This window comes from Micromonospora sp. NPDC005174 (assembly GCF_040608495.1).
GTDB lineage: Bacteria > Actinomycetota > Actinomycetes > Mycobacteriales > Micromonosporaceae > Micromonospora.
On the sequence record NZ_JBEXIJ010000008.1, the window covers coordinates 35,933 to 56,879 of the forward strand.

23 protein-coding genes are annotated in these 20,947 nt (G+C 72.1%); 11 read left to right on the forward strand and 12 right to left on the reverse strand.

What is annotated here, in order from left to right:
* Positions 1 to 104: 104 nt before the first annotated feature.
* Positions 105 to 1,397: a cation:proton antiporter gene (locus ABZU91_RS11790; RefSeq protein WP_355237766.1), complete on the forward strand. Its 1,293-nt coding sequence runs from the start codon at positions 105 to 107 to the stop codon at positions 1,395 to 1,397.
* A gap of 14 nt (positions 1,398 to 1,411) precedes the next feature.
* On the opposite strand, the gene ABZU91_RS11795 is transcribed toward ABZU91_RS11790, so the two are convergent.
* Positions 1,412 to 2,350, reverse strand: a complete 939-nt coding sequence (locus ABZU91_RS11795) for an FAD-dependent oxidoreductase (protein WP_355238277.1) — start codon at positions 2,348 to 2,350, stop codon at positions 1,412 to 1,414.
* 106 nt (positions 2,351 to 2,456) lie between these two features.
* Between ABZU91_RS11795 and ABZU91_RS11800 the strand changes: the two genes are divergently transcribed.
* A complete protein-coding gene (locus tag ABZU91_RS11800) occupies positions 2,457 to 2,672 on the forward strand; it encodes a DUF3072 domain-containing protein (protein ID WP_355237769.1) in 216 nt (71 codons plus the stop codon).
* A 9-nt stretch (positions 2,673 to 2,681) separates the two neighbouring features.
* Here the strand turns inward: ABZU91_RS11800 and ABZU91_RS11805 are convergent, their stop codons facing one another.
* Positions 2,682 to 3,182, reverse strand: a complete 501-nt coding sequence (locus ABZU91_RS11805) for a YfcE family phosphodiesterase (RefSeq protein ID WP_355237772.1) — start codon at positions 3,180 to 3,182, stop codon at positions 2,682 to 2,684.
* A gap of 54 nt (positions 3,183 to 3,236) precedes the next feature.
* Complete coding sequence (locus ABZU91_RS11810; protein WP_355237775.1) at positions 3,237 to 5,069, reverse strand: glycoside hydrolase family 15 protein; 1,833 nt, start codon at positions 5,067 to 5,069, stop codon at positions 3,237 to 3,239.
* 121 nt (positions 5,070 to 5,190) lie between these two features.
* Between ABZU91_RS11810 and ABZU91_RS11815 the strand changes: the two genes are divergently transcribed.
* On the forward strand, positions 5,191 to 5,787 hold the full coding sequence (locus ABZU91_RS11815) for a general stress protein (RefSeq protein WP_355237778.1): 597 nt from the start codon (positions 5,191 to 5,193) through the stop codon (positions 5,785 to 5,787).
* A 167-nt stretch (positions 5,788 to 5,954) separates the two neighbouring features.
* Here ABZU91_RS11815 and ABZU91_RS11820 read toward each other — a convergent pair whose 3' ends face one another.
* Together ABZU91_RS11820 and ABZU91_RS11825 are read right to left on the reverse strand one after the other, a co-directional pair.
* Positions 5,955 to 6,539, reverse strand: a complete 585-nt coding sequence (locus ABZU91_RS11820; protein ID WP_355238279.1) for a DUF1684 domain-containing protein — start codon at positions 6,537 to 6,539, stop codon at positions 5,955 to 5,957.
* The gene (locus ABZU91_RS11825; protein ID WP_355237781.1) at positions 6,536 to 7,006 is read right to left on the reverse strand and encodes a helix-turn-helix domain-containing protein; all 471 of its coding nucleotides are present in this window, start codon (positions 7,004 to 7,006) and stop codon (positions 6,536 to 6,538) included. The genes ABZU91_RS11820 and ABZU91_RS11825 overlap by 4 nt, the downstream gene beginning before the upstream one ends.
* A gap of 28 nt (positions 7,007 to 7,034) precedes the next feature.
* Here ABZU91_RS11825 and ABZU91_RS11830 point away from each other — a divergent pair, with 28 nt between their 5' ends.
* Entirely contained in the window at positions 7,035 to 8,042 is a 1,008-nt protein-coding gene (locus ABZU91_RS11830) for a hypothetical protein (protein WP_355237784.1), read from the forward strand.
* A gap of 70 nt (positions 8,043 to 8,112) precedes the next feature.
* Here ABZU91_RS11830 and ABZU91_RS11835 read toward each other — a convergent pair whose 3' ends face one another.
* Positions 8,113 to 8,682 (reverse strand): WHG domain-containing protein, encoded by a 570-nt coding sequence (locus tag ABZU91_RS11835; protein WP_355237787.1) that lies wholly within the window; start codon positions 8,680 to 8,682, stop codon positions 8,113 to 8,115.
* A 61-nt stretch (positions 8,683 to 8,743) separates the two neighbouring features.
* Between ABZU91_RS11835 and ABZU91_RS11840 the strand changes: the two genes are divergently transcribed.
* A complete protein-coding gene (locus ABZU91_RS11840; RefSeq protein ID WP_355237790.1) occupies positions 8,744 to 9,232 on the forward strand; it encodes an FBP domain-containing protein in 489 nt (162 codons plus the stop codon).
* A 15-nt stretch (positions 9,233 to 9,247) separates the two neighbouring features.
* On the opposite strand, the gene ABZU91_RS11845 is transcribed toward ABZU91_RS11840, so the two are convergent.
* On the reverse strand, positions 9,248 to 9,781 hold the full coding sequence (locus ABZU91_RS11845; RefSeq protein WP_355237792.1) for a GNAT family protein: 534 nt from the start codon (positions 9,779 to 9,781) through the stop codon (positions 9,248 to 9,250).
* Positions 9,782 to 9,939: 158 nt separating this feature from the next.
* Between ABZU91_RS11845 and ABZU91_RS11850 the strand changes: the two genes are divergently transcribed.
* Both ABZU91_RS11850 and ABZU91_RS11855 read left to right on the forward strand, forming a co-directional pair.
* The gene (locus tag ABZU91_RS11850; protein ID WP_355237795.1) at positions 9,940 to 10,422 is read left to right on the forward strand and encodes a MarR family transcriptional regulator; all 483 of its coding nucleotides are present in this window, start codon (positions 9,940 to 9,942) and stop codon (positions 10,420 to 10,422) included.
* Positions 10,423 to 10,433: 11 nt separating this feature from the next.
* The gene (locus tag ABZU91_RS11855) at positions 10,434 to 11,420 is read left to right on the forward strand and encodes a pirin family protein (protein WP_355237798.1); all 987 of its coding nucleotides are present in this window, start codon (positions 10,434 to 10,436) and stop codon (positions 11,418 to 11,420) included.
* Between the two features lie 55 nt (positions 11,421 to 11,475).
* On the opposite strand, the gene ABZU91_RS11860 is transcribed toward ABZU91_RS11855, so the two are convergent.
* The gene (locus ABZU91_RS11860; RefSeq protein WP_355237801.1) at positions 11,476 to 11,673 is read right to left on the reverse strand and encodes a DUF397 domain-containing protein; all 198 of its coding nucleotides are present in this window, start codon (positions 11,671 to 11,673) and stop codon (positions 11,476 to 11,478) included.
* A 519-nt stretch (positions 11,674 to 12,192) separates the two neighbouring features.
* A complete protein-coding gene (locus ABZU91_RS11865) occupies positions 12,193 to 12,780 on the reverse strand; it encodes a TetR/AcrR family transcriptional regulator (protein ID WP_355237804.1) in 588 nt (195 codons plus the stop codon).
* 74 nt (positions 12,781 to 12,854) lie between these two features.
* On the opposite strand from ABZU91_RS11865, the gene ABZU91_RS11870 reads away from it, so the two are divergent.
* A complete protein-coding gene (locus ABZU91_RS11870) occupies positions 12,855 to 13,352 on the forward strand; it encodes a GNAT family N-acetyltransferase (RefSeq protein WP_355237807.1) in 498 nt (165 codons plus the stop codon).
* 139 nt (positions 13,353 to 13,491) lie between these two features.
* Here the strand turns inward: ABZU91_RS11870 and ABZU91_RS11875 are convergent, their stop codons facing one another.
* Positions 13,492 to 13,620: a hypothetical protein gene (locus ABZU91_RS11875; RefSeq protein WP_355237810.1), complete on the reverse strand. Its 129-nt coding sequence runs from the start codon at positions 13,618 to 13,620 to the stop codon at positions 13,492 to 13,494.
* A gap of 132 nt (positions 13,621 to 13,752) precedes the next feature.
* Between ABZU91_RS11875 and ABZU91_RS11880 the strand changes: the two genes are divergently transcribed.
* Positions 13,753 to 15,342 (forward strand): phospholipase D-like domain-containing protein, encoded by a 1,590-nt coding sequence (locus ABZU91_RS11880; RefSeq protein WP_355238282.1) that lies wholly within the window; start codon positions 13,753 to 13,755, stop codon positions 15,340 to 15,342.
* Here the strand turns inward: ABZU91_RS11880 and ABZU91_RS11885 are convergent.
* On the reverse strand, positions 15,291 to 16,046 hold the full coding sequence (locus tag ABZU91_RS11885) for a hypothetical protein (RefSeq protein ID WP_355237813.1): 756 nt from the start codon (positions 16,044 to 16,046) through the stop codon (positions 15,291 to 15,293). The genes ABZU91_RS11880 and ABZU91_RS11885 overlap by 52 nt on opposite strands.
* A 378-nt stretch (positions 16,047 to 16,424) precedes the next feature.
* Here ABZU91_RS11885 and ABZU91_RS11890 point away from each other — a divergent pair, with 378 nt between their 5' ends.
* Complete coding sequence (locus tag ABZU91_RS11890; protein ID WP_355237816.1) at positions 16,425 to 17,258, forward strand: SigB/SigF/SigG family RNA polymerase sigma factor; 834 nt, start codon at positions 16,425 to 16,427, stop codon at positions 17,256 to 17,258.
* A 200-nt stretch (positions 17,259 to 17,458) separates the two neighbouring features.
* Positions 17,459 to 20,065 (forward strand): ATP-dependent helicase HrpB, encoded by a 2,607-nt coding sequence (gene hrpB / locus ABZU91_RS11895; RefSeq protein WP_355238285.1) that lies wholly within the window; start codon positions 17,459 to 17,461, stop codon positions 20,063 to 20,065.
* A 7-nt stretch (positions 20,066 to 20,072) separates the two neighbouring features.
* Here hrpB and ABZU91_RS11900 read toward each other — a convergent pair whose 3' ends face one another.
* The gene (locus ABZU91_RS11900; protein WP_355237819.1) at positions 20,073 to 20,798 is read right to left on the reverse strand and encodes a protein phosphatase 2C domain-containing protein; all 726 of its coding nucleotides are present in this window, start codon (positions 20,796 to 20,798) and stop codon (positions 20,073 to 20,075) included.
* Positions 20,799 to 20,947: the final 149 nt, after the last annotated feature.

The following is a 20,947-nucleotide window of genomic DNA, read 5'->3' on the forward strand; positions in this document are numbered from 1 at the left end:
TCACTCCGGTTCGCCGGGGCGTACACGCATAGCCGCGAGTCTTCCGGGGCATGGTCTGTGGCCACCTGCCCGCACCGCGCGGGTGCGGCGAGAGGGTGGTGTTCGTGGAGCCGGTAGATGTGGCGTTCGCGCTGGTGGGTCTGGGCGCGCTGCTCGCGGGCATCCTGCCCCGGGTGTTGGAGCGCCGCCCGCTGTCCATGCCGATCGCGTTCCTCGCCCTCGGCATGCTGGTCTTCCTCCTGCCGGTCGGGCTGCCGACACCGGACCCGCTGGCGCACCCGGAGCTGACCACCCACCTCACCGAGATCGGCGTGATCGTCGCCCTGATGGGCGCGGGGTTGAAGATCGACCGGCCGTTGAGCTGGACCCGGTGGTCCTCCACCTGGCGACTGCTGGCCATCGCGATGCCGCTGTGCATCGCGGCGGTGGCGCTGCTCGGCTGGTGGTGGGCCGGCCTGGTGCCGGCCGCGGCGCTGCTGCTGGCCGGCGCGCTGGCGCCGACCGACCCGGTGCTGGCCGCCGATGTGCAGGTCGGCGAACCGACCGATGTGGAGGACTCGGAGGACGAGGTCCGCTTCGCCCTGACCTCGGAGGCGGGCCTCAACGACGGGCTGGCGTTCCCGTTCGTTTACGCGGCCATCGCCATCGCCGCGACCAGCCTCGCCCCGCGCGAGTGGGTGGTCGAGTGGTTCACCGTCGACGTGCTCTGGAAGGTCGGCGTCGGTGTGGGTGGCGGCCTGCTCATCGGCTGGCTGCTCGGCAAGCTGTTCTTCCGGGCGCCCAGCGAGTTGCGGCTGGCCCGGCACGCCGAGGGTTTCCTGGCCCTGGCGGCCACGTTCCTCGCGTACGGGCTGGTGGAGGTGGCCGGCGGGTACGGCTTCCTGGCGGTGTTCGTGGCCGCGCGGGCCATCCGGGCCGCCGAGCGGACCCACGAGTTCCACTCGGTGCTGCACGATTTCGCCGAGCAGGTCGAGCGGCTGCTCACCCTGGTGCTGCTGCTGCTGCTCGGCGGCGCGATCGTGGGCGGCCTGCTCACCCCGCTGACCTGGCCGGCGGCGACTGTCGGGCTGGCGCTGGTCTTCCTGATCCGGCCGGCCGTCGGCTGGTTGTCGCTGCGCGGCGCGCCGGGTCGGCCGGCGGAGCACTGGGTGATCTCGCTGTTCGGCATCCGGGGCGTGGGCTCGTTCTACTACCTGGCGTACGCCACCACGAAGGCGGACTTCCCGCAGGCGGAGCTGCTGTGGGCCACCGTCGGGCTGGTGGTGCTCGTGTCCGTGGTGGTGCACGGCGTGGCGGCGACCCCGGTGATGCAGTTGCTGGACCGCGAGGGCGAGCGGACCGAGGACCCGTCCGAGCGGGAGTCGGCGCAGCCGGTCGCCGCCGCCGGGCACAACTGAGCGCCGGCGGCCGGTCAGCCGAGGCGGGCGGCGAGCGCGCGACCGAGGTCCCGGCCGGAGCGCCAGGCGCTCTGCACGCGGGGCTTGCCGAACGCGTCGCCGGCCAGGCCGATCCCGTCGGCGTCGAGGTGGTGGGTGTGGTCGGTGCGCCCGCCGGTCGGCGTGGCGTACGTCCAGCGGTGCACGTGCAGGTGGGCGGCCTCCTCGGGCAGACCGAGCAGGTCCCGCACGGCCTGCTCGATCGCGGGCCCGGCACCGCTGGGCTGGGCCAGGTGGCCGGCGGCGAACTCCGGCACGGTGTGCGCGACCAGCACCGGCGCGTCGTCGCCCCGCCGGTCGCCGTCGTCGCAGACGAGACTGAGCACCGGGTGGTCGTTGACGAACGCGCCGTGGAAGGTCGGCCAGTGCCGGGACCCGAAGCGCAGCACGGCGGAGAGCGTCGGCGACCAGGTCTGCGCCTGTACGACCCGGGTGGCGTCGGCGAGGGCCGGGTCGAGCAGCAGGGCCGCCTGCGGTCCCGGCATGGCCAGCGCGACCGCCTCGCATGGCTGGCCGTCGACAGTCGGGCCGGGTTCCACGGTGAGCACCAACCGGTCGACGGTCACCGGCACGGTGCCGGCCAGGTGTTCGACGAGAGACCGCAGGCCACGTGGAGCGGCGTAGCGCAGCGGACCGGGCACGTCGTGACGTCCGCTGGTGTCGTACGCCCAGAAGGTGTCGGTCCACTCCCGGACCAGCCCGGCGGCACGCCAGTCGTCGACCACGGCGGCGAAGTCCGGGTCGCTGACGGTGAAGTACGCGGCGCCGGTGTCGGCGGGGCGGCCGTCGAAGCGTTTGCTGGCCATCCGGCCGCCGCTGACGTGCCCGCGTTCGCGTACCTGCACCGGCACCCCGGCGCGCGTCAGCTCCACCGCGCACGCCACCCCGGCGATGCCCGCCCCGACCACCACCACGCCCAACCGGTCCACGTCCATCCGATGATCGTAGGTGTCGTCCGAGGGGCATGAACCGGCGGTGATCGGGGTACTGGCACACCTGTTCGAAGAAAGGGTGATGAGGATGACGGACAGCAGCAACGACCAGGCCGACCCACGCGGCGCGATCAAGGACCCGGACGAGTGGGTCACCGGCGACGAGCCGCCGACGGCGGCCCAGGAGTCCTACCTGGCCACGCTGGCCCGGGAGGCGGACGCGACGCTGCCGGACGACCTGACCAAGGCCGAGGCCTCCAAGCGGATCGACGAGCTCCAGGCCGAGACGGGTCGCGGCCAGTAGGCCCGGCGGTCAGCGACGCGGCAGGGTGTGCAGCCGTACGCGCGTGAGGCCGCCCCGGGTCGTCTCGGCCTCCAGGTAGGTGGCGTGCGGCTGGGATCGGCGGTCGGTGGGCGACCCGGGGTTGAGCAGGCGCAGTCCGCCGGGGGCGACGGAGTCCCAGGGGATGTGCGAGTGCCCGAAGACCAGCACGTCGACGTCGGGGAAATGGGCCGCGCACCGCTGTTCCCGGCCGGTGCGCGGGCCCGTCTCGTGCACCACGGCGACCCGTAGCCCGTCGAGGTCGACGCGGGCCACCTCGGGCAGCCGGGCGCGCAGCGCCGGACCGTCGTTGTTGCCGTACACGCCGACGAGCCGCCGCGACCGTGCGCTCATCGCGTCGAGCAGCGCCTCGTCGACCCAGTCGCCGGCGTGCAGCACGACGTCCGCCGCCTCGATCGCCGTCCACAACTGCTCCGGGAGGTCCCGGGCCCGCTTGGGCAGATGCGTGTCCGCCGTGAGCACCAGCCTCATGCCGGCATCATCCTCCGAGCGGGCGTCGTCCGCCCGCGCAGGTGGGCGGCGTGCTCAGCGCGACGCCGGCATGAAGTAGCCGGGTGGAGTGCCGAGGCCGCGCAGCTCCGGGTTCTGCTCGAGGTCACTGAGCACACCGACAGCGTTGATCAGACCGATGTGCGAGAAGGCCTGGGGGAAGTTGCCCAACTGCTCCCCGGTCCGCGGGTCGATCTGTTCGGCGAACAGTCCCAGGTCGTTGAGCCGTGCGAGCAGCGTGTCGAACAACTCGCGGGCCCGGTCCCGCTCACCGGCCAGCGCCAGGCAGCACACCAGCCAGAACGAGCAGATCAGGAACCCCGCCGGGTCGCCGTCCCAGCGTCGCAGCAGGCCGTCGTGCGACAGCTCGGCCTCCACCGCCCGGATCGTCGACAGCATCCGCTCATCGTCGGCCGGCACGAACCCCACCAGCGGCAGCACCAGCACCGACGCGTCCAGGTCGTCGGACTCGAAACTCCCGGTGTACGCACCGACCCGCTCGCTCCACCCTCGTTCCAGCACCTCCGCGCGGACCTCGTCGCGGGCGGCCGCCCAGCGGGCCACGTCCTGCGGCTCACCCAGCCGTGTGCCGAAGCGGACCGCCCGGTCCAGCGCCGCCCAACAGTGCACCTTCGAGGACACGTGGTGGCGTTCGATCCCGCGCTCCTCCCACATCCCCGCGTCCGGCAGCGCCCAGTCGTGAACCGCCTTGTCGGCGAGAGAGCGCAGCAGGTGGTAGACGTCGGGCGCCATCGGATCCAGCCGGTCGCGCATCAGCCAGGCCGCGTCCATCGCCTCGCCGAAGATGTCGGTCTGCCGCTGCCGCCACGCGTCGTTGCCGATCATCACCGGCGGGCTGTCACGATAGCCGGCGAGCTGGTCGAGGCGGTGCTCGGTGAGGTCCCGCTCCCCCAGCACCCCGTACATGATCGGTACCGGCTCCTCGTCGATGCGGCCCATGGCCCGCCCCAGCCAGGTGAACTGGCGCTGCACCTCGTCGGCGCACGCCGTCCGCCACAGCGCCCGCAGGGTCAGGCTGAAGTCGCGCACCCAGACGTACCGGTAGTCGTAGTTCCGCTCCCCGCCGAGCTCCTCCGGCAGCGAGGTGGTCACCGCGGCCACCACCGCGCCGCTGGGCCGGTACGTCATGCCCTGCACCACCAGCGCGCTGCGCCGCACGTGCTCGGCGTAGATCCCGTTGTACGCGTGCTTGCGGACCCAGGAGCGCCACCCCTCGGCCGTGTCGGCGATGGTCTGGTCGGCCTCGGGCACCTGGGGTCGGGCCGAGTCGTAGGTCGGGGCGTACCCGAGGGTGAAGTTGTGGATCGTGCCGGCGCGGGCGGTGAACGTCGCGGCGGCCTCGCCGTCGCCGCAGGTCAGCTTCACGCTCGCGACCAGGGTGAGTCGGCTGGCCCCGCCGACGGCTTCCAGGGCGCCGTCCCGCTCGACCAGGAACGGCGTGGTGCGGCCGTACTCGAATCGGGGTCGGTAGTGCACGCGCATCGGCACCTCGCCGGAGAGGCCCCGCACGCTGCGGACCAGCACCTGCGGCGAGCGATGACCGATGTCGTGCTCGCGCGCGCCCGGTTCGAGGGCGAGCGCGTCGGTCAACTCCACCTCGCCCTGGGGGGTGCGGAATACGGTTCGCAGCACCAGGGTGTCGTCGAGGTAGCGGCGTTCGACGGTGAAGTCGTCGGTTTCCGGCCGGATCGACCAGTGCCCGGCGTCGTCGCCGAGCAGGCGCGCGAACACCGACGGCGCGTCGAACCGATCCGGGCACCACCAGTTCACCGACCCCGAACGGTCCACCAGCGCCGCGGAACGGCCGTCGGCGAGGAAACCGTGGTCGCTGATCGTTGCGGTCTGCACCCGCCTGGCTACCCAGGCCGTCGGCGCGCATGCCTCGCCCTGGACGTGGCACCCATCGGCGAGCCGGGCGTTACCCCTCGGCACTGGTGGGAACCCCGTCGGCTGACGAGGGAGGATGCTCATGACCTCAGCTTCGGGGCCGGCCGCCGCGTGGCAGCCCGGCGCAACCAGTGGCGATGTGCTTCCGTCCGGGCCGGCAGGCCGCCCATCCACGCCGGGCGCGGACGGGCACGGGCACGGGCCGGAGGGTGGCCCACCCACTGTGACGATCGGCTCGTATCCGGACTATCCGTCCGCGCAGAAGGTGGTCGACTATCTGGCGGACAACCGCTTCCCGGTGGAGCACTCCGCCATCGTCGGCACGAACCTGACGCTGGTGGAGACCGTGCTCGGACGGATGACGACCGGCCGTGCGGCCCTGCTCGGCGCCGGCACCGGCGCCTGGTTCGGACTCTTCATCGGTCTGCTGTTCGGCATCTTCACCGTCGGGAACTGGCTGGCCGTGATCCTGGTCGGCCTGGTCATCGGCGCGATCTGGGGCGCGGTGTTCGGCGCGGTCGCGCACGCCATGACCGGCGGGCAGCGCGACTTCACCTCAGCCAGTTCGCTCCGCGCGGGCCAGTACGCGGTAACTGTCGACGCACAGCTCGCCGACCAGGCGAGGCAGCTCCTGGGCCGCATGCAGATGCCCGGCTCCCGCCCACCAAACACCCACTAACCCCCACCCCGCCCACGCCATCCCACCCCACGCCCACGCCCGCGCCCCGCCCCGCCCCGCCCCGCCGATCTTGCAGTTTCTGCTGCGACAAAGGTGAGCGGGGCGGGCATTTCGACGACCGAAAGTGCAAGATCGGCGGACGTGGGGCAGGGCCTGCTGCTCGCTGGTCAGTGGTACGACAGCTCGCCCGCCCGCAGCGGGACGTCGACCCGGTTCTCCGGTGGGGCGAGGGGGCAGGCCCAGCGGTCGTCGTACGCGCAGCTCGGGTTGTAGAGGTAGTTCGCGTCCAGTCGGACCCGGTCATCGGGCAGCAGTTCGACACCCCGGCCGAAGGTCCCCTTGACCGTGTCGGTGAGGTACCGACCCCCGCCGTACGTCTCCGGCCCGCAGGTGCTGTCGCGCAGCGGCACGAACAGTCCGCCGCCGTACGCCTCGATCCACCAGAGGGTGAGCGGCCCCCACGGCGTCTCGGCCACCGCCACCCGCCGGTAGTTCACGACCCCGTCGGGGCCGCCGGTGTCGATGCTCAACTCGCCGCTGGCCGGCCGAAGGGGCGCCTCGACGACGGCCTCCGGGTTGGGCGGGAAGTACCGCACGCCACGGAAGTCGGCCCGCTCGTCCGCCGGGATCGGGCTCTGCGGGTGGGTGGCGAACAGGTCGTCGCGGCCGGCGCGGAAGCCCGCCAGGTCGACGTCGGACAGGTACAGCCGGGCCACCCGCTCGCGCCAGTCGGCCAACTCCAGGTCGGTCAGCATGCCGGGGACTCCTTGTCGAGGGACAGCTCGCCGGACTTCAGGGGCCCGCCGCACGCCTGGCAGCGGACCTCGGCGACGAACACCTCGCCGCACACGTCGTGGATGAAGTCGACCGTGGGCACCTCCGCATCGCTGTAGGTGTCGCCCCAGCGCTTGAGCACGAGGATCACCTGACCGAGGTCACGGCCTTTCTGGGTGAGTTCGTACCCCGCGACCTTGCCGTCCTGGGATGTGCGGGCCTGGAGGATGCCGCTCTCGGCCAGCTTCCGCAGCCGGGCGGCGAGGACGTCCCGGGGTGCGCCGACCGCTCGCAGGATCTCGGTGTACCGCGACGCGCCGAAGGCGAGCGCCCGCACGATGTGCAGCGACCACCTGTCGTTGACGGCATCGAGCGCCACCGCGAGCGTGTCCCGCGCCGGTTTGGAATTCAAACCGGGGGTGCTACGGTTCATCTGGTTGGACATTCAAACCACACTACCCGAGGAAGCACCCATGACGTCGCCATCCGATCCACCCACCGAGCGGGAAACGCCCGTCGTCACCCAGCGTCGAGCCTGGCTGTCGCTGGTGATCACCGGGCTGATCATCGGTACGGCGTTCATCGCCGTCTACGTCGGGCTGCAACGTGATCCCGCACCGAGCCGCCTTCCGATCGCGGTGGTCGGCGAGCAACTCGCCGCGACCGCCACCGGCGGGTTCGGCGATGCCGTCGCCGTCACACCGGTCACCAGCGTCGACAGCGGTGCCGCCCTGGTCCACGACGGCGACGCCGTCGCGGTCCTCAGTGCGGCCTCCCCCGACAGCCTGCGGCTCGACTACGCCGGCGCGAGCGGCTTCAGCGAGAGCGGCGCCGCGCGGCAACTCGTCGCCGGTCTCGGCAGGCACGCGGGCATGACCGTCCAGGAGAACGACATCGTGCCGCTGGCCAGCTACGACAGCCGCGGACTCTCCGCCTTCTACGTGGTCTTCGGGGTTACCCTCGCGTCGTTCGTCCTCGCGCAGGGGCTCACCGCGGCCACCGCGAAGGTTCGCCTGCGCCACCGGCTCTACGCGATGGGCGGGTTCGCGGTCGTGATCGGCGTGGTCGCGGCCACGGTCGCCGGACCGGTGTACGGCTCACTGACGGCGCCGTTCCCCCTGCTCGCCCTGTCGCTCATCCTGCTGTCGGCCGCCAGCGCCTTCACGACGAAGGCCCTCGGCGCCTGGCTCGGCCCGATCGGTATCGCGCTCGCCGTGCTCACCCTCACCACCATCGGCAACGCGACGAGCGGTGCGACCATCGGCGTCGACCTGCTGCCGAGCTGGGCGCAGGCGATCTCGGCGAAGCTCCCGCCGGGCGCGGCAGTTCGCGCGGTCAACAACTTCGGCTACTTCGGCGGATCGCACACGCTGGTACCGCTCACGGTGCTCGCCACCTGGTTCCTGGCGGGGCTCGGGTTCGTCCTGCTCCGACAGCGGACCGCACAGCGACGCCCGCTCATCGCCGAGGCCGGCCGATGATCTGACCTGCGGCGGGGAGCCGTGGCGGGTGACGGCCGGGCGAGCATGGCACCACATGCCCGCCCGGCCGTCACCGCTGCGGCCAGTTGCTGAGGAGGGCGTCGAGGGCGTCGAGGGTACGGGCCCAGGAGTCGTCCGTGGGGCGTGGCGTGTGCCGGAACCCGCCGGTTCGCTCCAGGCTCACGAAGCCGTGGAACGTGCTGTGCATCATCCGGATGGCGTCGGTCTGGTCCGGTTCGGCGAGCTGGTAACCGCGCAGGATGGCCCGGGTCATCTCCGAGTGCCGGATACCCGCACTCGCGGCGGCGGTCTCGGGGTCGAGGTCGATCTGCATGGCGGCGTACCGGCCCGGATGCCGCGTCGCGTAGTCCCGGTACGCGTTGGCGAAGGCGACCAGCGCGTCCTTGCCGGCCCGGCCCGCGAGCGCGTCGGAGACCTCGTCGGCCAGCTCGGCGAGCGCCAGCAGGGCAATCCGGACCCGCAGGTCGTGGGCGTTCTTGATGTGGAAGTACAGGCTCGCGTCCTTGACACCGAAGTGCCGCGCGAGGGCGGCGACCGTCACGTTCTCGACGCCCACCTCGTCGGCGAGGTCGGCCGCCGCCAGGGTCAGTCGCTCAGCCGTCACTCCGGCACGTGCCACGCGGCACACCTCACAATCTAGCCTTGTTAATCGTTTGCCTAGGAGAGCTAGGCTACTACCTATGCTAGCCATCACCGAACGCGCCATCCGGGCTTCCTTCGTCAACTGCACCCAGGGCGAGGCGAAGCGGTTGGCCGTACCGAACGATCTGGCGACGTACCCCTGGGACGATCTTGACTTCCTCGGCTGGCGCGACCCCGCCGCGCCGCAGCGGGCGTACCTGATCGCCGAGACCGACGACGGCCCGGTCGGGGTCGCCCTGCGGGTGGCGCCACCGCAGACCGGACGCACCAAACGCAGCATGTGCTCCCTCTGCCTGACCACCCACACCGGCGACGGCGTCTCGCTGATGACCGCGCGCAAGGCCGGCCGCGAGGGCCGGCAGGGCAACTCCGTCGGCGCGTACGTCTGCTCCGACCTGGCCTGCTCGCTCTACCTGCGGGGCCGGAAGCACGCCGGGCCACGGATGCACGAGACGCTGTCCGTGCAGGAGAAGATCGAGCGCACCAGGACCACCCTGGCGGCCTTCCTCCGCAGGGTCACCGACTGACGGTCGGGATGGCCGCTAGCGGTCGGTGGCGAGGCGGGCGTGCAGGTGCTCGTCGTAGCGGCGGCCGTCGCCGTACCGGTACGACTCGCGCAGCGTCCCCTCGGCGGGATAACCGGCCCGGTCGGCGACCCGGCAGGACGCCGGGTTTGCGACGGCGTGGCACAGCTCGATCCGGTGCAGCCGGAGGGTGTCGAACGCCCACGCGGTGAGCCGGACGACGGCCCTCGTCGCCACCTGGCGTCCGCGCGCCGCCGGCATCGTCCAGTAGCCGATCGAGGCGTCGCCGTGGCGGATGTGGTGCAGCGACACCGAGCCGAGCAGCTTGCCGTCATCGGCGGCGGCCACCGCCAGCGAGGCGTGGTCGCCGGCCGACCAGTCGGCGCGACGACGCACCCAGAGCAGGGCGACCTCGTCGTCGATCGGCCCGTCACCCTGCGGGTTCCACTGGGCGATGGCCGGATCGCGCAGGGCGTCGAGCACGGCTGGGGCGTCCGTTTCCCGCCAGGGGCGCAGCAGCAGTTCGTCGGCGGCGAGCTCCACGTGTTCCACGAGGCCGGAGTCTGGCACACGCCACGTCGGTCCCGCCGCCGCATTACTCGGAGGCGTCCTTCAAAGCTGTACGACATGGGCCGACACGCGGGCACAGGTGACGTAGACAACGCTGAACCACACTAGTTAAATTTTTAACTAGTGCTATTGTCGTGGTCGTGACAGAGAGCCTGGACAGCACCCGAGCGGCCGCCTGGCGCGCCTACATCGAGGCCAGCCAGCGACTGTTCACGCAGATGGAAGACGACCTGCGCGCCGACAGCGACCTGAGCTTCGCCGACTACCACGTGCTGGTCCTGCTCTCCGAAGCGCCGGGGCAACGACTGCGGATGGGCGAGCTGGCCGGCCGGCTGGTCTTCTCCCCCAGCCGACTCACGTACCAGATCTCCTCGATGCAGCGGCGCGGCCTGGTCAGCAAGGAGGCCTGCCCGGACGACCGGCGCGGCAGCGAAGCAGTGCTCACCGCCGCCGGGCTGCTCACGCTGACGGAGGCCGCACCACACCATCTGGCGTCGGTGCGTACCCACCTGATGGACGACCTCGACGACGCCGAGGTCGCCTGCCTCACCCGGGTCTTCGACCGGCTCGGCCGCCGCCTGCGGGCGGCCCGGACCACGTCGAGCACCCACGCCACACGTTAAGGAGCCCTCTGATGCCCGCGATCACCGTTGACAACGTCCTCGTCCTGCCCCGCGTACCCAAGCTCAACAAGGCCACCACGTTCCGCAAGGTCCGCAAGGTGACCACCGCGCCCAGCGGCTTCGAGGGCGAGGGCTTCCCGGTCCGCCGGGCCTTCGCCGGGGTGTCGTCGACCGACCTGGACCCGTTCATCCACCTGGACCAGATGGGCGAGGTCGACTACGCCCCGGGTGAGCCGAAGGGCACCCCGTGGCACCCGCACCGCGGCTTCGAGACCGTCACGTACATCATCGACGGCGTCTTCGACCACCAGGACTCGCAGGGCGGCGGCGGCACCATCACCGACGGCGACACCCAGTGGATGACGGCCGGCAGTGGGCTGCTGCACATCGAGGCGCCGCCGGAGCACCTGGTGACGAGCGGCGGCCTCTTCCACGGCACGCAGCTCTGGGTCAACCTGCCGCGCAAGGCCAAGATGAACCCGCCCCAGTACCAGGACATCCGGGGCCGGGAGTCCGCGCTGCTGACCACCGAGGACGGTGGCGCGCTCGTCCGGGTCATCGCCGGTGAGATCGCCGGGCACAAGGGCCCGGGCTCCACGTTCACGCCGATCACCATCAGCCACGTCACCGTCCAGCCCGGCGCGCAGGTCGACCTGCCCTGGAACCCCAACTTCAACGCACTGGTGTACGTCCTCGGCGGGCGCGGCACCGTCGGCGTCGAGCGTCGACCGGTCCACACCGGCCAGCTCGCCGTGCACGGCCCGGGTGGCGCGCTGCGCTTCGGCGCGAGCCCCACGCAGGACAGCAACACCCCAGCGCTGGACCTCTACATCATGGGCGGTCAGCCCATCCGGGAGCCGGTGGCGCAGTACGGCCCGTTCGTGATGAACACCCGCGACGAGCTGTTGCAGGCGTTCGAGGATTTCAAGTCCGGCCGACTCGGCGTCATCCCCACCAAGCGGGTCCCGCACACCAACGGCAAGCGTCGGCGTCCCTGACCTGATCACGCAGAAGGCCCCCGGATCGCTCCGGGGGCCTTTCGCGTAGAGCCGGTCAGGCCGTCTCGTGGGCCTTCGTCATGTCGACGAACGCCCGCCAGGCCGCCGGTGCAAAGGCCAGCGCGGGGCCGGCCTGGTCCTTCGAGTCGCGAACGCCAACGACGCCGGGCAGGTTGTCGGCAACCTCGACACAGTCGCCACCATTGGCACTGCTGCGACTGCTCTTGCGCCAGATAGCGCCGGTCAGCTCCATGTGCCGGCCACTTCCCTTATCAGTTTGATCGACTGCTCATGAGACAGTGCCATGCCGCGCACGTTCTCCCATGCTGCCATCAGAGCCACCAGTTCCTCAGGCTCGGACGCCACCTGACCATGAAGCTCCCACTCTCGCCCATGCCGGGGCGCGTCCCTCCGCGCGCTCCCGCGCCGCCGATCTTGCACTTTCTGCTCGATCATAAGAGCCCAAATCAGCTCATCCCGGCAACCGGAAGTGCAAGATCGACGCGGAACGGTGCAGTGCTGTACCGCCGCCGCCTTACGAGACCGCAAGAACCCCCGTGACGCCCACCGCCGGCTCGCGGTACTCGTTCACGGGGTTCGTCGTTTCGCGGGGCATGGTGTGGCCTCCTCGGCTGTGTCGCGTGCTCGTGTGGCGTCATCCAGGTCACCGGTCGGGATCGCCCCGGTCGAGGGGTGGACGCGAGACGCCGGCATCAAGCCCGAACCCGACGATGCCTCGACCTTTCAGCTCCGATTCCGCAGGGCGGCCACCTCAGCCGAGGCCGTAGGCCGCCAGGGCGGCGTCGAGCATGCGTTCCTGCTCATCCGCCGGGTAGGCAGCGGGATCCGCGGCGGCGAGAGCTGCGACTCCCTCGGTCATGGCGATCAACCCCAGGGCGACCGTGCCGACCCGGTCGGCCGGCCAGTCCGGGGCAGCCGCGGCGACCAGCCGCTCGGCCCGTTGCCGCCAGTCTCGGTTGTTGCGGCGGTGCATGCCGATCAGTTCGTCGTCCGCCACCGCCGCAGCCAGGAAGCCCAACCAGACGATGCTCCAATTGGTCGACTCCGGATCGGTCGCCATGCCCTGGCGGAGGACCGCGCGCAGCGCCGCCCGCGGCGAGGGAGCCGCGGCTTCGAGTGCCTCGACCCGCTCCCGGGTGGTCTCGTGCAGCAGTTGCCGGGCGTGCAGCAGCAACGCTCGACGGTTCGGAAAGCGGTGCATAACCAGGCCGGTCGTGCAGCCGGCCGCAGCGGCGACCGCGCGCACTGTCAGCTTTTCGAGGCCCTGCTGGGCGAGCACGTCCCAAACCGCGCGCGACAGTGCCTCACCCTGGGCCGCCCGGTCTGCGGACAGTGACACGACCTTCACCTCTTCATCGGCGCCGTAACGAATGTTACCGTAACGCTTGTTACGGAGTTTTGGTGAGGAGCGGCATGACCTGGATCATCACGCAGCGGCCGTGGACCGACCCGGCGGGCGAGGCGTTACGTGTGGCGCAGAGAGCCGAACTCAACCTCCGCTACGGTACCGACGACCATGAGCCCGGCCCGCCGCCGACGGCCGAGAACATCGACCTGTTCCTTGTCGCGGTCGACGAAGCCACCGGCCAACCACTCGGCTGCGGCGCGCTGCGCCGCCTCGACCCGGTCAGCGCGGAGGTGAAGCGGATGTACGTGGCACCGGAAAGCCGCGGCTCCGGGGTGGCGACCGGCCTGCTCCGAGCTCTGGAGCAGGCCGCGCACGAGCGCGGTTGGACGACCATCCGGCTGGAGACCGGCTCGGCCCAGCCGGACGCGATGCGCTTCTACGAGCGCGAGGGCTACCGCGAGATTCCGCTGTTCGGCGCGTACGTGGGCTCCGACAACTCGGTCTGTTACGAACGCGTCCTACCTGACAAAGCACCCCGACCGCAGCCCACGGCATCCCGCTGACCTAAGGGGCGAACGGCAGCAGCTCGCCGACAGCGGCAACCGCGTCGCCGATCTTGCACTTTTTGTGGTGTCGTAAGCACCCAAACCCGCCCAAATAGGCGACCGAAAGTGCAAGATCGATGCTATGCGGTCCTTACGGTTACGAGACCGCGAAGATCCCGGCGACGCCCAGAATCACCATCAGCAACACCGCTACCAGCGCCCCCCGTTCGCTCTCCACCGCCGGCTCGCGGTACTCGTTCACGGAGTTCGTTGTTTCGCGGGGCATGGTGTGGCCTCCTCGGCTGTGTCGCGTGCTTGCGTGGGCGTCGTCCAGGTCACCGGTCGACGGGCCTGGCATGCGGACCCGCGTCGGGGGTCCTACCGTGAGGACGTTGTCGACCTCCCGGGAGGGCTGGACGTGCCGTTACAGGACTGGTTCCTCACCGCGCAGGAACGGGCCAACCCGGTCTCTGGGTTACCCGTCTGGACCAGGGGAAACCTCGCCGAGCCGTTGATTCACGGCGCGGCGTACTTCGACCGGCTGGTCGAGGAGGTGGAGGCGTTGAGCGCCGGCGACCACCTCTTCTTCACCGACTGGCGGGGCGACCCGGACCAGCGACTCCGCCCGGACGGCCCCACGGTGGCGCAGCTCTTCGCCCAGGCCGCCCAGCGCGGCGTGGTCGTCAAGGGCCTGATCTGGCGCTCACACCTCGACGTGCTGGCCTACAGCGAGGCGGAGAACCGCAACCTGAGCGAGACGGTCTCCGCGGCCGGCGGCGAGGTGCTGCTCGACCAGCGGGTACGCCGCGGCGGCTCGCACCACCAGAAGCTGGTGGTGCTGCGGCACGTCGACGCCCCGGAGCGTGACATCGCCTTCGCCGGCGGGATCGACCTGTGCCACAGCCGCCGCGACGACGCCGCGCACGAGGGCGACCCGCAGCCGGTGCAGATGTCGTCCCGGTACGGCCCGAACCCGCCCTGGCACGACGTGCAGCTCGCGGTGCGCGGGCCGGTGGTCGGCGCGTTGGACACCGTGTTCCGGGAGCGCTGGACCGACCCGATGCCGCTGGACTCGGAGAACCCGATGGCGTACGCGCGGGACCGGCTGCGCGGCGCGGACCTGCGGCCGGACCCGCTGCCCGAGCAGCCCGCCGACCCGCCCGAGTGCGGGCCGCACCAGATCCAGGTGCTGCGTACCTATCCCGCCGTGCGCCCGCGCTACTCGTTCGCCCCGGACGGCGAGCGGACCGTGGCCAGGGGCTACACCAAGGCGGTACGTCGGGCGCGCCGCCTCATCTACCTGGAGGACCAGTACCTCTGGTCGACCGAGGTGGCGAACCTGTTCGCCCAGGCGCTGCGGGAGAACCCGGAACTGCACCTGGTCGCCGTGGTGCCCCGGCACCCGGACGTGGACGGCCGGCTGGCCCTGCCACCCAACATGGTCGGCCGCGAGCAGGCGTTGTCGCTGTGCGAGCGCGCAGCGCCGGACCGGGTGCACGTGTTCGACGTGGAGAACCACACCGGCACCCCGGTCTACGTACACGCGAAGGTCTGCGTGGTCGACGACGTCTGGGCCAGCGTCGGCAGCGACAACTTCAACCGCCGTTCCTGGACCCACGACAGTGAGCTGTCCTGCGCCGTACTCGACGACACGCGCGACGAGCGGACGCCCACCGACCCGGCGGGCCTCGGCGACGGGGCCCGCGCCTACGCCCGGGACCTGCGGCTGCGGCTCTGGCGCGAGCACCTGGACCGTGATCCGGACGGCGCGGACGACGCCGACCTGCTCGACCCGGCCGACGCGGTCGCGGCCATCACGGCCGCGGCCGACGAACTGCAACGGTGGTACGACGGCGGCCAGGTCGGCGACCGTCCGCCCGGCCGGCTGCGCCCGCACCGCCCCGAGCGGCTGCCCTGGTTCACGCGTGCCTGGGCGCTGCCGGTGTACCGGCTGGTCTACGACCCCGACGGCAGGCCGCTGCGCGCGAGGCTGGCCGGCACCTGGTGAACCGGCCGGGCCGGCTCGGGCAGCCCGGCCGCGCCCGGGTGCACGGTCAGCCCACCCGGGTACGCGAACGAGGAGCGCGGTGAGAAGTAGCCGAACCCGATGATCAGCGGGTTGGCGGGACGCAGCGCGTACATCGGGTGTCCCGGTTGCAGGAACTCCACCGACTCGATCTCGAACGGGGTGACCGGCTCCGCCACGTACGGGTAGACGGAGCTGAGCAGTTGACCGTCGCGGCGGGTGAAGTAGCGGTGGTGCCCGCTGCTGATCACGTGACCGGTCTGGCCCACCCGGCACCGGGCCCGGATCAGCGGCGCTCCGTCCGCCTCGGTCTCGGAGTGCAGCGCCTCCCCGTCCAGCTGGATCGTGGTGCGCCCGGCGAGCACGGGAGCGCCGCGCGCGGTGGCGTAGTCACGGACGACACGGCTGGACGCCACGTAGTGGGTCCACCAGCCGCCCGGGCTGAGCCCGCCGGGGGCGTCCACCCCGGCCAGTGAGACACCGAGGTACGTCAACGAGTACGCGCCGAAGCCCGAGGTCTGCGTCTCGTCCTCGACGACGTACTGGTTGAGGAACACCTGTCGGTCGGCACGGGGACGCAGCCCGGTGGGGACCAGGGCGGCGACCGCGTCGGGGTCCGCTGGCAACCAGCTGAAGTAGAGGGTGTGACTGTTCACGACGAGCTGGGGAGCGGTTGGATCGAGCATGGTGCCTCCGAACCGGGTGTCTACTAGGCGACGCTACGGCCGGTCCCGCCGACGGGACAACGACGGATAGTCGACACAGCTGCCCGGTTGTCGGATTTCATGTTGACCGCTCGGTCGAGGGTGGCGCCCCGACCGGTCGGGTCGATCTGGCGGACCGGGTGCCGCAGGATCACCCAAAAAATGGGTATGAGACTTCGTTGTCTGCGCGCTCGCGGCCGGTTATGGGCGTTTTGTAGCTCGACACACCTTAAGTACATCAACCTTTCGGCTAGCTTTCCGCGAGCCGATCAGGCTAAGGTGACTCCCGAACGGCCCAACTGAAGCTAAACCAAAGCGCCACTTATTTTTGTCCGCGGACGAGGTGCAGGGAGGACCACCATGACCGCGTCAACGATCACCGAGCAGGCGAGCACCACGACAGCCGAGCAGACCAGCACCACCAAGCTGGACCCACGGGCGCTCAGCGACAGCGCCGCCGACCTGCTCAACGCGATGGCCGCACTGCCCACCAACCACCCGTCGCGCGCCGCCCTGCGCGACCGCGCGATCGAGGCCTGGCTGCCGCTGGCCAACCACCTCGCCCACCGTTACAGCGGGCGGGGCGAGCCGACCGACGACCTGGCGCAGACCGCCGCCGTCGGCCTGATCAAGGCCATCGACAAGTTCGACCCGACCCGCGGTGTCGACTTCGCCGGCTACGCGATCCCCACCATCATCGGTGAGCTCAAGCGGCACTTCCGCGACCGCACCTGGGACATCCGGGTACCGCGTCGCCTCCAGGAGCTGCGGCTGGCCATCTCCGATGCCAACAGCTCGCTGCTGCAGACCCTCGGCCGCTCGCCGACGGTCGCCGACATCGCCGCCCACCTCAAGCTCACCGAGGAAGAGGTCCTGGAGGGCCTGGAAGGCGCCCGCGCGTACAACGCGGTGTCGCTGTCCACCCCGACCGGCGACGGCGACCGGGCCACCGAGCTGGGCGACATGCTCGGCGGCGAGGACAACGAGTTCGAGCTGGCCGAGCTGCGGGTCGCCCTCGGCCCGGCGCTCGCGACGCTCGACGAGCGCGAGCAGAAGATCCTCACCCTGCGGTTCTACGGCAACCTGACCCAGTCGCAGATCGCCGACCAGATCGGTGTCTCGCAGATGCACGTCTCCCGCCTGCTGGCTCGGGCGCTGACCAAGCTGCGTGGCCAGCTCGACGGCACCTACTAGGGACTTCACGATCGAGAGTCGGGTCAGCGTTGCCCCGGTCCTCGATCGTGTGAACACCGGCCGGGTCGCTTCCCTTCGGGGCGGCGGCCCGGCCGTTCGCGTCGGAGCCGCCCGCCGCAGCCGCCCCGAGCCAGGCCGCCGCAGCGGCCCGGGGCGGGCCGGCACGCTGAGCCTGCCGGGGGCCGGTGCGAGACTGGGCCGTGCTCTCCGACGTGACAGTGGACCTGCCGGTCCGCCCGACGCTGCCGGCGCTGCTCACCGCGCTCGACGCGGCCGGCGCCGCGGTCCTGGTCGCCCCTCCGGGCACCGGCAAGACCACCCTCGCGCCGCTGGCGGTCGCCGACCGGATCGACGGCCGGGTGGTGATCGCCGAACCCCGCCGGGTGGCGGCACGCGCCGCAGCCCGGCGGATGGCCGACCTGCTCGGCGAGCGGGTCGGCGACCGGGTCGGCTACGCCGTACGCGGTGAGCGGCGGGTCGGCCCGTCCACCCGGATCGAGGTGGTCACCACCGGCCTGCTGGTCCGTCGGCTGCACCACGACCCCGAGCTGCCCGGCACCGGTGCGGTGCTCCTCGACGAGTGCCACGAGCGGCAGCTCGACGCCGACCTGGCGTTGGCCTTCGCGGTGGAGGCCCGGGCCACGCTCCGGCCCGACCTGTGGCTGCTGGCGATGTCCGCCACGCCGGACACCGACCGGTTCGCCGCGCTGCTCGGCGGGACCACTCCGGCCCCCGTGGTCCGGGCCGAGTCGGCGCTGCACCCGGTGGAGCGGATCTGGACGCCGCCGGCCCGACCCGTCGCGCCGGCCGGGGCCGGTCCGGTGGACCGCGCCCTGCTCGACCACGTGGCGACGACCGTTCGACGGGCGCTGCGCGAGCGCGACGGCGACGTGCTGGTCTTCCTGCCCGGGGCCGGCGAGATCGCCGCCGTCGCCGGGCGACTCGCCGACCTGCGCGACACCGTCTCGCTGCTGCCTCTGCACGGCCGCCAGCGTGGGGCCGAACAGGACGCGGCCCTGCGCCCCCGCAGCGCTGACGACCGGCGTCGCGTGGTGCTGTCCACCGCGCTCGCCGAGACCAGCCTCACCGTGCCGGGCGTGCGGACAGTGGTGGACGCCGGGCTGTCCCGGGTGCCCCGCATCGACCTGGCCCGAGGGCTGGGCGCGCTGGTCACCGTGCCGGTCTCCCGGGCCGCCGCCACCCAGCGGGCCGGCCGGGCCGGCCGCGAGGCACCGGGGTACGTCTACCGCTGCTGGTCCGAGGCGACCCACGAGCGGTTGCCCGCCCGGCCGGAGCCGGAGATCGCCACCGCCGACCTGACCGGGTTCGCGTTGGAGCTGGCCGCCTGGGGCAGCCCGGACGGCGTCGGTCTGGCGCTGCCCGACGCGCCGCCGGCCGCCGCGATGGCGGTGGCCCGGGGCACCCTCGAAACGCTGGGTGCTGTCGACGAGACGGGCCGGATCACCGGACGGGGTCGCGCGATCGCCTCCGCCGGGGCTCACCCGCGACTGGCCCGGGCGCTGCTCGACGCCGCCGATCGGGTCGGCGTCGACCGCGCGGCCGAGGTGGTCGCCCTGCTCGCCGAGGAGAGCGCCGCCGGCCCGGGAGACGACCTGATGGCCGGCTGGCGTCGGTTGCGCGCCGGAGTCGACGCGGGCGCCACCGCCCGCTGGCGCGTCGAGGTACGCCGCCTGCGCGCCGCGCTGCCCGAGGGAAACCGTGCCGGTTCCGGCCGTGCCCGGGCAGCGGCCGCGCCCGGCACCGCATCGCCGGCCGGTACCGCCGCGACTCCCCGATCCGGCGCGCCCGCTGCCCCCGACCGGCTGACCGATGACCTCGCCGCCGGGCTGATCGTCGGTCTGGCGTACCCCGAGAGGTTGGCCCGGGTGCGGCGGCCGGGCGGGTCGTCGTACCTGATGACGGGTGGCACCGCCGCGGAGCTGGCGGCCGGGTCGGGGCTGGCCGGAGCCGACTGGCTCGCGGTGGCGGTCGCGGACCGGCGGCCCGGGGCGCCGTCGGCGCGGATTCGCCGCGCGACGCCGCTCGACGAGGCGACGGCCCGGGAGGCGGCGGGCCCACTGCTGTCCACACGGCGCGAGGTCGGCTGGTCCGACGGGGACGTGGTCGCCCGGCAGGTGACCCGGCTCGGCGCGATCGAGCTGGTGGCACGGCGACTGGACCGCCCGGACCGCTCGGAGGTGGCGGCGGCGCTGCTGACCGGCCTGCGTCAGGAGGGGTTGGGGCTGCTGGCCTGGACCCCGGCGGCACGGGGGCTGCGCGAGCGGATGGCGTTCTGCCGGCACCACCTCGGCGACGAGTGGCCCGATGTCGGCGACGAGGCCCTGCTCGCGGCCGCGCCGACCTGGCTGGGGCCGGAGCTGGCGGCCGCCCGGCGACGCGCCGACCTGAGCCGGGTGGACGTGACCTCGGCCCTGCGCCGGCTGCTGCCGTGGGCCCAGGCCGGGCGCCTCGACGAGCTGGCCCCGGAACGCATCGAGGTGCCCAGCGGCTCCCGCATCCGCGTCGACTACGCCGACTCGGCCGCGCCGGTGCTGGCGGTCAAGCTCCAGGAGACGTTCGGTTGGCCGGCGGCCCCACGCATCGCCGGTGGTCGGGTGCCGGTGCTGCTGCACCTGCTCTCCCCCGCCGGTCGCCCGGTGGCGGTCACCGCGGACCTGGAATCGTTCTGGCGTACCGGCTATCCGCAGGTCCGCTCGGAGCTGCGCGGTCGCTATCCCCGCCATCCGTGGCCGGAGGACCCCGGCACGGCGACCCCCACCCGGCGTGCCGCGCCGCGTCGGCGCTGACGGGGAGCTACTCCTCGACGACGTCGGCCACCACGACCGTGACATTGTCCGGTCCACCGGCGTGCAGCGCCAGGTCGATCAGCTTGCCGGCGCAGGCGGACCGGTCGGGGTAGGCGGCGAGCACCTCGGCCAGGGTGTCCGGGCGGACGACGTTGGAGAGGCCGTCACTGCACAGCAGCCACCGGTCACCGGCGCGGGGCACCATCGTGGCGTACGACGGTGACACGTCCTCGCCCTGCAACGCCTGGGTGACGACCGCCCGGCGCGGATGGCTGCTGGCCTGGTCCGCGGTGATCACGCCCTGGTCGACGAGCATCTGGACGAAGGTGTCGTCGCGGGTGACCTGCTTGAGCACACCCTCGCGGAAGAGGTAGGCCCGCGAGTCACCGACGTGGGCGAGGGCCAGGCAGCTGCCGGTACGGGCGAACAGCAGGGCGGTCAACGTGGTGCCCATGCCCTGACGCTCGGGGTCGTCGACGACCGCCTGCTTGATCCGAGCGGTGGCCAGCGCGATGCCGTCCTGGAGGGCGGCCACCAAAGCGTCCTCGGGTGTCTCGACGTCCAGCGGAGCGACCGCGTCGATGGTGAGCGAGCTGGCGAGGTCTCCGGCGGCCATTCCGCCCATGCCGTCGGCGACCGCGACGAGCCAGGCGCCGGCGTGCAGGGCGTCCTGGTTTCCGCTGCGGATCAGCCCACGGTCGCTCGTTCCCACGGAACGCAGCTTCAGGGTCATGGGAGGCAGCCTGCCAGGCGAAGGGCTCAGTTGTCTCTAGGAGATCAGGACGACGGCGCGTGGCGCGGCCAATCTCACGTCTCGCATTTCACCGCGTGCCGCTCCCCGCGCCCTCGTCGGACGGCAGATCCCATCCAGTCAGATCAATT

Excerpts from the sequence above, each read along its gene's own strand:
- ABZU91_RS11800 (WP_355237769.1), top strand. The coding sequence starts at position 2,457 with ATGACGGACAGCAGCAACGACCAGGCCGACCCACGCGGCGCGATCAAG.
- ABZU91_RS11805 (WP_355237772.1), bottom strand. The coding sequence starts at position 3,182 with ATGAGGCTGGTGCTCACGGCGGACACGCATCTGCCCAAGCGGGCCCGG.
- ABZU91_RS11815 (WP_355237778.1), top strand. The coding sequence starts at position 5,191 with ATGACCTCAGCTTCGGGGCCGGCCGCCGCGTGGCAGCCCGGCGCAACC.
- ABZU91_RS11825 (WP_355237781.1), bottom strand. The coding sequence starts at position 7,006 with ATGTCCAACCAGATGAACCGTAGCACCCCCGGTTTGAATTCCAAACCG.
- ABZU91_RS11830 (WP_355237784.1), top strand. The coding sequence starts at position 7,035 with ATGACGTCGCCATCCGATCCACCCACCGAGCGGGAAACGCCCGTCGTC.
- ABZU91_RS11840 (WP_355237790.1), top strand. The coding sequence starts at position 8,744 with ATGCTAGCCATCACCGAACGCGCCATCCGGGCTTCCTTCGTCAACTGC.
- ABZU91_RS11855 (WP_355237798.1), top strand. The coding sequence starts at position 10,434 with ATGCCCGCGATCACCGTTGACAACGTCCTCGTCCTGCCCCGCGTACCC.
- ABZU91_RS11860 (WP_355237801.1), bottom strand. The coding sequence starts at position 11,673 with ATGGAGCTGACCGGCGCTATCTGGCGCAAGAGCAGTCGCAGCAGTGCC.
- ABZU91_RS11870 (WP_355237807.1), top strand. The coding sequence starts at position 12,855 with ATGACCTGGATCATCACGCAGCGGCCGTGGACCGACCCGGCGGGCGAG.
- ABZU91_RS11875 (WP_355237810.1), bottom strand. The coding sequence starts at position 13,620 with ATGCCCCGCGAAACAACGAACTCCGTGAACGAGTACCGCGAGCCGGCG.
- ABZU91_RS11885 (WP_355237813.1), bottom strand. The coding sequence starts at position 16,046 with ATGCTCGATCCAACCGCTCCCCAGCTCGTCGTGAACAGTCACACCCTC.
- ABZU91_RS11890 (WP_355237816.1), top strand. The coding sequence starts at position 16,425 with ATGACCGCGTCAACGATCACCGAGCAGGCGAGCACCACGACAGCCGAG.
- ABZU91_RS11900 (WP_355237819.1), bottom strand. The coding sequence starts at position 20,798 with ATGACCCTGAAGCTGCGTTCCGTGGGAACGAGCGACCGTGGGCTGATC.